General features: G+C 73.9%; 9 protein-coding genes and 1 pseudogene. 8 read left to right on the top strand and 2 right to left on the bottom strand.

Features of this window, described 5'->3' with window-relative positions; all coding sequences use genetic code 11:
- Positions 1-223 precede the first annotated feature (223 nt).
- The 4 genes and pseudogenes from ACFV6I_RS00180 (at position 224) to ACFV6I_RS00195 (ending at position 7,426) form a co-directional block, all read left to right on the top strand.
- Positions 224-1,429: a cytochrome P450 gene (locus ACFV6I_RS00180; protein WP_380423068.1), complete on the top strand. Its 1,206-nt coding sequence runs from the start codon at positions 224-226 to the stop codon at positions 1,427-1,429.
- A 334-nt stretch (positions 1,430-1,763) separates the two neighbouring features.
- Positions 1,764-2,828 (top strand): annotated as a pseudogene (locus ACFV6I_RS00185) (type III polyketide synthase); the annotation flags it as partial.
- A gap of 323 nt (positions 2,829-3,151) precedes the next feature.
- Complete coding sequence (locus tag ACFV6I_RS00190) at positions 3,152-4,831, top strand: multicopper oxidase family protein (protein WP_380423069.1); 1,680 nt, start codon at positions 3,152-3,154, stop codon at positions 4,829-4,831.
- Positions 4,832-5,059: 228 nt separating this feature from the next.
- Complete coding sequence (locus ACFV6I_RS00195; RefSeq protein WP_380423070.1) at positions 5,060-7,426, top strand: LuxR C-terminal-related transcriptional regulator; 2,367 nt, start codon at positions 5,060-5,062, stop codon at positions 7,424-7,426.
- On the opposite strand, the gene ACFV6I_RS00200 is transcribed toward ACFV6I_RS00195, so the two are convergent.
- Positions 7,416-7,583 (bottom strand): hypothetical protein, encoded by a 168-nt coding sequence (locus ACFV6I_RS00200; RefSeq protein ID WP_380423071.1) that lies wholly within the window; start codon positions 7,581-7,583, stop codon positions 7,416-7,418. The two genes, ACFV6I_RS00195 and ACFV6I_RS00200, sit on opposite strands and share 11 nt — an antisense overlap.
- Before the next feature lie 45 nt (positions 7,584-7,628).
- Positions 7,629-7,805 (bottom strand): hypothetical protein, encoded by a 177-nt coding sequence (locus ACFV6I_RS00205; RefSeq protein ID WP_350876063.1) that lies wholly within the window; start codon positions 7,803-7,805, stop codon positions 7,629-7,631.
- A 241-nt stretch (positions 7,806-8,046) separates the two neighbouring features.
- On the opposite strand from ACFV6I_RS00205, the gene lxmK reads away from it, so the two are divergent.
- From lxmK to ACFV6I_RS00225, 4 genes are all read left to right on the top strand, one after another.
- The gene (lxmK, locus tag ACFV6I_RS00210) at positions 8,047-9,234 is read left to right on the top strand and encodes a class V lanthionine synthetase subunit LxmK (protein WP_380423072.1); all 1,188 of its coding nucleotides are present in this window, start codon (positions 8,047-8,049) and stop codon (positions 9,232-9,234) included.
- The gene (locus ACFV6I_RS00215; protein ID WP_380423073.1) at positions 9,231-10,250 is read left to right on the top strand and encodes a T3SS effector HopA1 family protein; all 1,020 of its coding nucleotides are present in this window, start codon (positions 9,231-9,233) and stop codon (positions 10,248-10,250) included. Before lxmK ends, ACFV6I_RS00215 begins: the two co-directional genes overlap by 4 nt.
- A 5-nt stretch (positions 10,251-10,255) precedes the next feature.
- Complete coding sequence (locus ACFV6I_RS00220) at positions 10,256-11,254, top strand: LLM class flavin-dependent oxidoreductase (protein ID WP_380423074.1); 999 nt, start codon at positions 10,256-10,258, stop codon at positions 11,252-11,254.
- Between the two features lie 215 nt (positions 11,255-11,469).
- Complete coding sequence (locus ACFV6I_RS00225) at positions 11,470-12,864, top strand: alpha/beta fold hydrolase (protein ID WP_380423075.1); 1,395 nt, start codon at positions 11,470-11,472, stop codon at positions 12,862-12,864.
- Positions 12,865-12,904 lie beyond the last annotated feature (40 nt).

Consider the following 12,904-nt stretch of genomic DNA (forward strand, 5'->3'; position numbering starts at 1 on the left):
CGCCCCCGGCGGTGTCTGTCCCCCCCCCGGGGGGGGCGCGGGGCGCCCCCACCACACCCCCCCCCCCCCCCCCCGGCGCGGGTGGATCCGAGCCGCTGATCAGCCCGGATGAATTACCGGCGCTCTCGCCCCTCCACCGGTGTGTGCGGCTGCGCGATCGGGTACCGGTGCATTTCGTCCGCCTCCCCCATCCGGCCCGCGCGGCCCAGACCTGGAGGTCCGCATGTCCACCGACTCCAGCGCACGGAACTGCCCGTTCGACTTCGCCGAGACCCTAGAGTTCGACCCGACGCTCCGGCAGCTCATGAACGACGCACCGGTCAGCCGTATCCGCCTGCCCTACGGCGAGGGGGAGGCCTGGCTCGTCACGGGGTACGACGACGTGCGCACGGTCACCACCGACCGGCGGTTCAGCCGCCACGCCATCGTCGGCCGGGACTTCCCGCGCATGACCCCGGAGCCGATCGTCCAGGCCGAGGCGATCAACGTCATGGACCCGCCCGCCAGCGCCCGCCTGCGCAGCCTGGTGTCCAAGGGCTTCACCCCCGACCACATCGAGCGGATGAGGGAGCGCACCCAGCACGTGGTGAACGGGCTGCTGGACCGCATGCGGGACCAGGGCTCCCCGGCCGACCTCATGGAGCACCTGGCCCATCCGCTCCCGCTGATCACGATCTGCGAGGTCCTGGAGATCCCCGAGGCCGACAGCGCCCAGCTGCGCGCCAACGCCCGGACGATGATGGACGTGAGCCTGGCCAACAAGCCGAACGCGGTACGCGCCAAGGCCGACCTGCGGGCGTACTTCGCCGAGCTGACCGCCGAACGGCGCAGGAACCCCGGTGACGACCTGATCAGCGTGCTGGCCACAGCCCGCGACGGCGACGAAGTCCTCGACGAGCAGGAACTCACCGTGATGGCCATGGTCCTGCTGATCACGGGCCAGGACACCACGACGTACGAGCTCGGCAACCTCTCGTACACCATCCTCAGCCGGCCCGACGTGCTCGCCGCACTGCGCGAGCGGCCCGAGACGCTCTCCCGCACGCTCCAGGAACTGCTGCGCTTCATCCCCTTCCGCAAGGGCGTCGGCATCCCCCGGGTGGCCCTTGAGGACGTGGAGCTGAGCGGGGTGACGATCCCGGCGGGGGACATCGTGCACGTCTCCTACCTGACGGCCAACCGGGACGGCCGCAGGTTCGACCGGCCCGACGAGCTGGACCTGGAGCGGACCAGCCCCTCCCACATGACCTTCGGCTGGGGCGCGCACCACTGCCTCGGCGCGCCGCTGGCCGTCACCGAACTCGAAGTCGCCCTCGGGACCCTGCTGGAGCGCTTCCCCAGGATCGCGCTGGCGAAGCCGGCCGCCGAGCTGGCGTGGAACACCACGTCCATCTGGCGCTATCCGCTGGCGCTGCCGGTCACCTGGTGACGGTGCCCCCACGCTCCGGCGGCCGCCCGCAGCCACCCGCTGCCGGAAACACCGCGTACATCGGCCCGCACACCCCGGGGTGTGCGGGCCGACATGCGAGACGGGCCCGCCTTCCGTAAATTGGGCTAGGTGGCCTGAACCAACTTGCGGCCAGCACGACCGTCCGCACCGCGATCAACCGATCCTCGCTCGGTCGGCTCGTCGGCCGCTGAGTTGGATCCCGCCCGGTGCGTCCCGCCGCCCGCGCCCTCCGCGCGTCCGGCTCGCAGCGGCTGCCGTCGAGTGGTGAAATCCCGCCCCGCCAGGGTCGCACCGGGAACACCGCTCGTCTGGAGGAAGTGCCGTGGCAGTTCTGTGCAAACCGGCGATAGACGTACCCGAGCACGTCATCACCAACGAGGAGACCATCGAGCTGGCGCGCAGGCTCCACCCCGACCATCCACAGCTCGAACTGGCGCTGCGTCTCATCAAGAACACCGGAGTGCGCAAGCGGCACCTGATCCAACCCATCGAGGTGGTGCTGAAGCACCCGGGGTGGGACGAGCGGAGCGCCGTCTTCGCGGCGGAGTCGAAGGCCCGCGTCCCGGCGGTGGTGATCAGGGCCCTCGAACAGGCCCAAGTGGAGGCGTCCCAGATCGACTTGATCGTCTATGTGTCGTGCACCGGTTTCATGATGCCGTCGCTCACGGCGTGGCTGATCAACAGGCTGGGCTTCCGACCGGAGACCCGGCAGCTGCCGATCGCCCAACTGGGGTGTGCGGGCGGCGGCGCGGCGGTGAACCGGGCCCATGACTTCTGTTCGGCCTACCCGGGCGCCAACGTGCTGATCGTGGCCTGCGAGTTCTGTTCGCTGTGCTACCAGCCCACGGACCTGGGCGTGGGCTCGCTGCTGTCCAACGGCCTGTTCGGCGACGGGATCGCCGCCGCCGTGGTCCGGGGCGAGGGCGGGACCGGAATGCGGTTGGAACGCAACGGCTCGTACCTCATCCCGGACACCGAGGAGTGGATCTCCTACGCGGTCCGCCCCACCGGATTCCACTTCCAGCTGGACAAGAGGGTGCCGGGGACGATGGAGCCGCTCAGCCCGGCCCTGCGCGCGGTGGCGGAGCAGCACCAGTGGGACGTGGGCACGCTGGACTTCTACATCGTCCACGCCGGCGGTCCACGGATCCTGGACGACCTCAGCCGCTTCCTGGAGGTGCCGCCCGAGGCGTTCCGCTTCAGCCGGGCCACCCTCACCCAGTACGGCAACATCGCCAGTGCGGTCGTGCTCGACGCCCTGGCCCGGATGTTCGACGAGAAGTCGGCCCTCGACGGGCACCAGGGGCTGCTGGCCGGGTTCGGCCCGGGGATCACCGCCGAGATGTCCCTGGGCACCTGGGCGTCGCCCGATTCCTGATCGGCGGCCGGGCCGGGCACCAGGTGCCCGGCCCCGCGTCCGTCGTTCAGGGGGCAGGGGGCAGGGGGCAGGGCGCCGGGCGCCGGGCGCCGGGCGCCGGGTCAGGGCCCGGGCAGGTGCGGTCGCGCTGCGGAGCGCGCGAAGCTCGCCGATACTGAGCCAACGGGCAGTGACGGAACGTCGCGTCGGCGCTACGGTCCGACACGCCCGGCCCGCGCCGGCGTGCGCGCGGCGGCCACCGAGCAGGGCCGCCGGAAGCCACGACCGGCGACCACTGGCCCGGCGGCGTACCGACCGCCCGGCCCTGGACGGAAAGACCGGGAATGCTGAACCGACGAGACCTCTTGAAAGCCGCCGCGATAGGCGGCCCGGCGGTCCTCTTCCCCTGGGACCGCGCACCGGGCGGGGCCCGGGTCTCGTCCCTGGCGTTGTCGGCCGCGCCGGCCACGCAAGCCGCTCCGGCCGCGCACGCCGCGCCGCCCAGGTCGGAGGCCAAGCGGTCGGCCGCCCGGATCACCCCCTTCGAGCACGCCATGCCGGTGCCCCCCGTGCTGAACCCGGTGTCGCGGACGGACTCCTCGGACCTGTACCGGCTACGGATGGCCGATACCCAGGCGGAGATCGTCAAGGGGCTGCTGACCACCGTCCGGACCTTCGGCGGCTGCTTCCCCGGTCCGACCATCCGGGCGGTCAGAGGGCGGGAGGTGGTGGTCCAGCAGACCAACGACCTGCGCGTGCACACCTCCGTGCACCTGCACGGCGGCCAGGTGCACTCACGCTACGACGGCCTGCCGATGGACCTCGTCCAGCCCGGCGAGACCCGCGAGTACCGCTACCCCAACGAGCAGGTGGCCGCCTCGCTCTGGTACCACGATCACGCGCACGAGCTGGAGGCCGAGAACGTCTACCGCGGCCTGGCCGGCGCCTACCTGCTCAGCGACCCGCACGAGAGCGGCCTGCCGCTGCCGAACGGCGAGTTCGACATCCCGCTGCTGATCCGGGACGCCCGGATCGAGACCGACGGCAGGCTGGTCTACACCGACCCGTACGCGTGCCCGCACATGCTGGTCAACGGCAAGGAGCGGCCTTACTTCCAGGTGGCCGCGCGCAAGTACCGGCTGCGGGTCTTCAACGTCTCGCCCAACCGGCATGTGTCGCTGCGCCTCGCCGACGGCCAGCCGTTCACCCAGATCGCCTCCGACGGCGGACTGCTCGCCGCGCCGGTGACGCTGCACGAGCTGACCCTGACCGGCGCGGAGCGCGCCGAGATCGTGGTCGACTTCGCCCGCTACCCGGTCGGCGGATCGGTGGTGCTGGAGAACACGGCCGCGCTGGAGAGCGAGCGGACCGAGGTGCTGCGCTTCGACATCACCCGGACGGCCGAGGACCGGAGCCGGATTCCGGACGTCCTCGCCACCCTGCCGCCGATCCCGAAGGCGACGGTGCACCGGGAGTTCGCGCTGACGACCTTCCCGGACGCCAGGATCAACGGGCGCAAGTACGACCCGAAACGGACCGACGTGCGGACCACCGTCGGCAGCAGCGAGATCTGGACGATCCGCAACCACCTCACCCGCCCGCCGGCCGGGGTCTTCCACGCCCCCCACTCCTTCCACACCCACTTGGTGCAGTTCCGCGTGCTGGACCGTGACGGGGTGCCGGTCGGCCCGGCCGAGGCCGGGCTGAAGGACACCATCACGGTCCACCCGGGGGAGAGCGTCCGGATCGCCATGACCTGGGGCGAATATCCGGGCGAGTACGTCTACCACTGCCACCACATGGTGCACTCCTCGCACGGCCAGATGGGCCGGATCGACGTGCTGCCCGCAGGATCGAAAGACTCCGGGCGGGAGTCGGAGGACGCCTTCGCCGACTCGCCCCAGTCCACCGGATCGTCGGCGTCCGGGGCCTCGGCGGCCGGAGCCGGTCGACGGCGGTGGCGACGGCGCAACCGGCACCACCACCACGCGGGCCGCCACCGCCGGCACCGGGGACTGCGGTGAACCCGGAACCGAACGGCGGGCCGGTCCGGACGAGGGGTTGAGCCTGGCCGCGCGCCGATGCTGAACCGGAGATGCTGAACCGGCGATGCTGAACCGGAGATGCTGAACCGGCGGCGTCCCAGAAGTCTGGGATACCGCCGGTCGGCGCCGCCGTCCAGGATCAGTACGGACGATCCCGCCGGCGCACCTGCGCTGTGTAGGCGGGCGGAGCCAGCTCTGGAGCCGTCCATGACCACCTTGTTCGAGTCCGGCATCCCCCGGCAGGAACCCGCGGACCACCGGGCCTTCGCGGGTGAGCTGTTCGGGCGAGCACGTGAGACGGCCGAGCTGCTGCGGCTGCTCGCCGACCCCGCCGTACCCGGCGTGCTGCTGCACGGCCTCCCGGGCAGCGGCAAGACCCGGCTGGCGTTCGCGGTCGCCGAGCAGTACCGGGCGGCGGGCGGGGCGGCCGGAACTCCGGGACCAGTCGAGCTTCTGACGGCCGATCAGATCGAGCCGGACGACTACCTGGCGCTGCTGGCCAGGTGTGCCCCGCGTGGGGCGAAGCTGCTCGCCACTGGTCGGCTGCCACCCGCCGGCGCCGGCGTGGCGTACCGGGTGGACCCGCTGGCCGTTCCGGTGGACTGGTCGCCGACCGACCTGGACGCCTTCTGCCGCACCCCCGCGGTGCAGGTCTTCACGGCCGCCCGGCGGGCCTGGAGCCCGGGCTTCACGGTGACCTCCCGGAACCAGCAGACCGTGGGCCGGATCTGCGGGGAACTCCGGGGCCTGCCAGGAGCGTTGGTGCTCGCGGCCCGGGTGGCGGCGCTGGAGGGCGTCGGCACCGTGCTGGCCGCACTCGGCGGGGCGGGGGGAGGCCGGCTGGTGGCCGCCTACGTCGAGCCGCCCGTCCCGCTGCCCGTCCCGTCGCCGGACCGGTTGTCGGGACGAGAGGTGGGGGGACCGGCGGGACGACCATCAGGACGGTACGGCCCGCTCGGTGCCGACGCGGCGCGGCTGATGTCCTGCACACCCCTGTTCGCCGGCGGGTTCGGGCCCGAGGCGCTCCGGGCGGTGTCCGGGATCGCGCCGAGCGCCTTCCCGGCGGCGCTGGAGGCCCTGCTCGATCGGCAGTCGCTGACGCTGGAGGACCGGCCGTCCGGCCGATTGGACGGTGCGGCCGAGACGCGACTGTACGTGCCGTTCGGCGACCTGCCCGAGGTCCGGCCCGCCGGCGGTCCGCTCGTCGTCCTCACGCTCCGCCATGCGCGCTACTACGCCCGGCTCGCCGCCGGGGCCGCCCGGCGGCTGGCCGCCGGCGACCATCCGGCAGCCCTGCTCGCCCTGCGCGTCGAGGAGGCCAACCTCCGGCTGGCGGTCGACACGCTGAGCCGGCACGGGTTCACTGTCGAGGCCCTCGACCTGATGGAGCAGTTGCTCGCCCACGCCCGAGTCGTCGGCCTCGGCCCGGACTGGGCCGACCGGCCCGCCGTGCCGCTCGGCGCCACCAGCCCAACCGGCCCTGCCGGAATCACCGATGGGCGAGCACGGGTCCGGCTCGCGCTGATCCGCACCGAGGCCCGACTGATTGACGGCGACCACGAGTTGGCGAGTGCCCTGCTGGACGAAGCCGAGGCGGCCTCATCCGTGCCCGACCGATCCCGGACCACGCCCGACGAACCCTCCACGGCGGCCCGACTCCTGCGGCTGCGGGGCCTGACCGGATGCGACCGGGACCCCGACCGGGCCCTCGCCGCACTCACCGGGGCAGCAGCGCTCCTCCGTGCGGTCGACGACGAACCGGCGGCCCTGCGCGTCGAGTTGGAGGCCGCCCTGGCCGAGCTTCGGCTCGGCCGGACCGGGCCCGGCGGCGCACTGGCGGGCCGGGTGCTGACCGCGGCCCGACGCCGGGGGGACGTGCTGCTGGCCGGAACGGCCCTGCTGCACCTGGGCCTGCTCGCCGCCGCCGACGGCGATCCGTCCGCGTCCCGCGCCCACTACGTCGAGGGGCTGGCCCAGCTGCGCCCACTCGGCGCGGTCGCCACGCTCGGCGCGCTGGTCGGCCTGGTCGCGAGTCCCCTGCGCCCCGCACCGGCGCGGGCGACCGACGCCGCCCGGCTGCTGGGCAGCTTCCATCCGGGGCGAGCCGGCATTCCCGGCGACCCCGCGGATCCCGACCTGGCCACCGCTCGGCTGCTGCCCGGCATCCGCCGCCGGCTCGCCGAGGACGAGTTCGCCCACGCACTGGCAACCGGCGCGGCCACCGCGCTCCTGGACCTGCTCTGCTCCCTCTCCCCCGTCCTCCCCCTCGCCGAGTCGGACTCCGTCGAGTCGGACTCCGTCGAGGCACCGCCGATGCGGCAGCTGACGAGTCGCCAATTGGAGGTCTCGCTCCTGGTGGCCGACGGATTGAGCAATCATCAGATCGCGCGCCGCCTGGGCATCTCGGAGTGGACGGTGGTCAACCACCTCCGCGAGACGATGCGGCGGTTGCAGTGCTCCTCGCGGGTCGGCGTCGCCGGCTGGGTGCACCGCTCCGGCCGCCGGGCGGGCCCCGCCCGCAGCGCGCGGCGGGGCCCGGACGACGTGACGCTCGACGAGTCCGTCAGCCGATGATGGTGATCGTGACGAGCGAGAGGACGACGAGCGAGACGCTCGGGGTGATCTCCAGCTCCGCCGGGACGCCGGCGACGCCGGTGCTGGCGAGCTCCGCGATCGCGGCGTTCGGCGTGGTGTAGGCGGCGTAGCCGCCCATCAGGTCAGCAGTACTCATGTCGAACTCCCTTGAGATGGAAGGGAAATCAGGTCTGTGAGTGGATCACAGCTGGGTGGCGATGGAGACCACCACCAGGGAGATCGCCTCGGTCCACGGGGTGACCGTGAGGACCGGGGTGAACTCCAACTCGGCCGTGATGCCGGTGCTGGCGAGCTCCTCGATCGCCGCGTTCGGGGTGGTGTAGGCGGCGTAGCCGCCCATCAGGTCAGCAGAGCTCATGCTCATCCTCTCGACTCGTCGGATTCGAGCTCGGATCGAGATCGGATCGGGCCCGGATTCGGCTTCGGATTCGGTTTCGGATTTCGGCGAGGTGCGGGTTCCTCGACCGCCCCCAGCAGATCAGGCGTTCGATGCCAGTGCCCAGTAGCAGGAAAGTGGGGGCATCCTGCCCCTTGCCCGCTCGGGCATGACAGGATCCTGCCCGTGGTGACCGCCGGCCGGGATCCCTAGCGTGGCCGCCATGGCAGCGACAGTCTCGACCCCACCGGCAACGCCGGCAGCCGACCGGGCCGGCCCCGGCCGCACCCCGGGCCTCTTCGAGTACGCGCCCGAAGTGCCGGTGGCACTGGCCGCGTTGGGCTTCGCCCCGCTGGACCCGGACAGCCTGGTGAGCCATCTCGGCCGCAACGACTCGTGGGCGGGACGCACCACGGACGGCACCGGCGTCTTCATCAAACGGCTCGACGGCCAGGCCCCCGACGGAACCGACCGCTACGACCGCTCCTGCGCCTTCGAGTCGGCCCGGACCGGGGCCGGCGCACTCTCCTGGGAGTCGCCGGCGCTGCTCGGCGGCGACCGGAAGCGGTTGGTGCTGGTCTTCGACCTGCTGGCGGACGCCGTCACCGGGAACACCCTCGCCGACGAGGACGGCTTCGACACCGCACTCGTCCGGCGGGCCGGCCGGGCGCTCGCCGAGCTGCACGGCTTCCCGACGGCCGACGTCCGGCCCAAGCCCCGCCCCGGGGCGCGCACCGGCCACCGGCTGGCCGCGCTGACCGTGGCCGAGTACACCGCGAGCAGCGGCGCCGAACTGGCCCTCTGGGGCCTGCTCCAGCAGGACCGCCGACTGCACGGCGCCCTGCGCGCGTTGGACGCCCGCTCGTCCGCCGCCGACCACCGTCCGGTCCACGGCGACCTGCGGCTGGACCAGTTCCTGCTCTGTGACGGAACGCTCCAGCTGACCGACTGGGAGGAGTTCCAGCTCGCCGACCCGGCGATCGACCTCGGCGGCTTCGTCGGGCAGTGGCTGTACCGGGCGGCGAGCCGGATGTTCACCGGCGTCGACACCGACGAGGTCGACGTGGAGGTCGACGTGGAGGTCGGCCCCATTGACGCTGAGGCCGACGGCGGCCGACCCGCCGACGCCCACGGCACCCTCATGCGCAGCGGAGAGCGCGAACTGGCCGCCGTCCTCCCGGTGATCGGCGCCTTCTGGCAGGGCTACCGGCAGCACGCCGACCGGCTCGATCCCGAACTCGCCGAGCGGGTGGTCGGGTACGCCGGCTGGCACCTCTTCGACCGCACCATGGCCACCGCGAGCGTCCGGCCCACCCTGAGCGCGGTTCAGCGCGGCATCGCCGGTGTGGGACGCGGGGCACTGCTCGCCCCGGACCGGTTCATCGAGGCGATCGGGCTGGTGGCGTCATGACACACGTGTCCGAGCAGCTCGCGGCCGCGCTCACCGGCATCGACCTCACCGAGTACCCGCAGGCCGTCACGGTGGACGGCCACCGCATCAGCGCCGACTCGCCGCGCGGCCTGCGGTTCGCCCTGGGTACGGCGCTCTACGAGCAGTGGCACGCCGGCCTCGACCGGTCGCGCCTGGACCGGTCCCGCACCGGCACTCGACTGCCCCGCCGTGACGTGGAGTTCGAGCGGCAGCTGATCTCGGCGACACCGCACGCGGACACGCTCGCCCCCGCCCGCCTGCGCGCCGCCGTCCCGACCGAGGCCGAGGCCGGGGCTGAGCCCGGGACCGGAACCGGAACCGGGGGCGCCGCCACGGAGTTCACGGTCGAGCTGGGCGGCGTGACGGTCCGCGTCCCGGCCGCCGCCGTCCGGAGCGACGGCCCGCGACCGGCGGACACCTCCGTGACCGTCGAGCTGCCCGCCGTCCGCCCCGCCCTGTCGCCCGGCTTCCTGCTGGTGGACGGGCCGCACGGCGGGCCGCACGAGGGCGAGTTGGTGCGGCGGCTCTACCTGCACGTCGAGGACCCCACGGCCGCGCCCGCGCTCTGGGCGGCGCTGCTCCGGGAGTCGGCCGCCCGCTCGCTGCGGTACCGGGCCAAGGTGCTGTCCCGGCCCTGGTCGTACCCGCGTCGCGACGCGGTCGTGCTCTACCTCCCCCGCTCCCACGCCGGCGAGTTGACGGCCTTGGCGGCGGCGCTGCGCGACCTGCCCGGCCTCGGCGCGCAGACCTCGGTCTTCGCCCACCCGTTGGGGCCGGGCATCGCCACCGCCGACGAGCCCGGCGACACCAGGGCCGGGTGGCGCGGCCGGAGCTTCGGCCAGCACCGGGCGGCGGCGGTGGCCGAAGGAGTACTGCGACACGCGGCCGCCCCGGACGGCCCGGCCGGATCAGGCGGACCGGCGCTCGCCGCCTCCGTCGCCCGATCGCTGCGCGACGCGGCCACCGACCCCACCGACCCCTCGCGGAACGGCTGAGCGGCATGCGGATCTCCGTCCTCTTCCCGCACGCCCTCCGCGACCGGGCCGACCTCACCGCGCTGACGGCGCTCGCCTCGCTGGTGAGCGCCGGCGCGGCCGACCGGCTCTGGCTCGGGCAGTCCCTGGCGGTGGAGAGCCACCAGGCGCTGGCCTGGCTGGCCGGTACGGGGCAGCGGATCCCGGTCGGACTCTCGGTCACGCTGACCGCCCTGCGGCACCCTTTGGAGGCGGCCGCCCAGGCCCAGTCCTTGGCCGTGCTCACCGGACACCGGCCGGTGATCGGCTACGGCGCGGGCGAACCCTCGCTCGTCGGCGGCCTGTTGGGCGCCCCCTATGCCCGGCCGGCCGAGGCCGTGGCGGACTACGTCGGCGCCGTCCGCACGCTGTTGGACGGCCGGTCGGCCGGGCCGCCCGCACCGGGCTCCGGTTCCGCCGCGCCAGGGCTTCGGCTCCCGCACGGGGAGCACCCGCCGGCGGTCGAGCTGGGCGCGGGCGTTCTGAGACCCGCCATGGCCCGCGCGGCCGGGCGGGTCGCGGACGTCGCGATCACCTGGATGACCCCGCCCCGGTACGTGGCCGAGGTCCTCGTCCCCGCCCTGGCCGAAGGCGCAGCGACGACGGGCCGGGTGGCGGCCCCGCCGAGACCAGCGGCCCCGCCGCGCGTGGTGACCGTGGTGCACGCCGCCGTCGCCCGGCCGGGCCGCCACCCGATGGTGCTGGCCCAGCACGGCGCCGGCCGGCACCTCGGCGCGCCGCACTACGCCGACATGCTCCGCCGCGCGGGCCTGCACCTGGACACCCGCGACCCGGTGGCCGGCGCCCGCGAACTCGTCGAGTCCGGAGTCTTCCTCTACGGCTCGCCCGGCCAACTGGCGACCGAGCTCGCCGCCTACGGGACGGCCGGAGTCGACGAGGTGGTCCTGAACCCCGCCGGCGTGGTGCTGGCCCACGGGTGGGACGCCGCGCTGACGGACCTCACCGAACTCCTCACCCGTTCCTGAGGCCGTCGGCGAGGCGTGCCGTCGCGGCGCAGCAGCAGGGGGCGTGGCGTGGGGGCGTAGCGGACGCGGTTCCGTCCGACTCCCGGGGCCATCCGGGTCTTGACGGTTCGTTCCTGGTCGAATCCCGCCCGAACGCTCCCCACCGAAGAGCCCCGGGGCGCAGGCTGGTTCCGTGACCGCGTCGGCACGGACGCGGCGCGAGCGGAAGGACGAACATGACGAGCACGCGCGGCCGCGTCGCCGCCCTGCTGGGCGCCGTCGCGGTGGTCGCCGGCACCACCCTGGCCACCCCCGCAGTCGGCTTCGCCGCCACGGCCGGACCGGCCCGCGTCGGCGGGATCACCGGCCTGGCGCCCTGCCCGGACGCACCCGAGTTCAGCTGCGGGACCCTCACCGTCCCGTTCGACCACAGCGGCGCCACCCCCGGCACCCTCGACCTTGAGGTGGCCGTCACCGGCAACACCACGGCGCCCAAGGGCGACCTGCTGTTCCTCACCGGCGGCCCCGGCCAGCCCGGCGTCCCGGCGATCAAGCGGATGGCGGGCAAGCTGGAGCCCGTCCTCAAGGACTACCGCCTGGTGATGTACGACCAGCGCGGCACCGGCCGGGGCGCGCTCCAGTGCCCGGGCCTCCAGGAGGACATGGGCTCCTCCGACCTCGCCCTGCCGCGCAAGCAGTCGATCGCCGACTGCGCCGCCGCCCTCGGCCCCAACGCCCGCCACTACAGCACGGCGGACACCGTCGCCGACATCGACCTGCTGCGCCGCGCCCTCGGCGACCGGCGCCTCACCCTGGACGGCGTCTCGTACGGCAGCTTCGTCGCCGAGCGGTACGCGCTCGCCCACCCGGCGCACGTGGCCCGGCTGGTGCTCGACTCGGTGGTGCCGCAACAGGGTTTCGACCCCCTCGACCTGGCCGCTCTGCCCGCGAGCGCCCGGGTCCTGCGGGCCGCCTGCCAGGCCACCGGCTGCACCACCGACCCGGCCGCCGACCTCGCCGCCACGGTTCGGCGGTACGGCAACGGGGCGCAGATCCTGAGTGCGCTCACCGGCTATGAGTTCATCGACCCGAACTACGGCGGGGTCCCGGAGATCCTGCACGAGGCCGCCGCCGGGCAGCCCGCGAAGCTCCAGGACTTCTTCGACCTGGTCCGCCGGCAGGTCGACGCGGCCTCGGCCGAGGAGCTCAGCCAGGGGCTGCACTCCGCCGCCCTGTGCGCCGACTCGCGCTTCCCGTGGGGCACCACCGACACCCCGGTCGCGGGCCGCGCGGCGGCGCTGGAGCGCACCCGGCAGCGGCTGACCGCCGAGCAGACCTGGCCGTACGACCCGGCGACCGCGACCGGGCTCGGCAGCCTCCTGGTCTGCCTCGACTGGCCGCGCGAGCAGGTGCCGCCGGCGCCGTCGGAACACCGCAAGCTGCCGGACGTGCCGGTGCTGCTGCTCGGCGGCGACCGGGACCTGTCCACGCCGTACGAAGTGCTCTACCAGCAGGCCGAGTTGGCACACGACCCGCAGATCGTGATCGTGCCCGGGGCGGCGCACTCGGTGCAGAACCGGGCGGCGAACCCGGCCGGACGGCAGGCGGTGTACGACTTCCTGCTGAAGTAGCGGGAGCCGTCGGCGGGCCGTTCCGCACGGGGGACGGAAC

This window comes from Kitasatospora sp. NPDC059803, from assembly GCF_042732255.1.
Taxonomy (GTDB): domain Bacteria; phylum Actinomycetota; class Actinomycetes; order Streptomycetales; family Streptomycetaceae; genus Kitasatospora.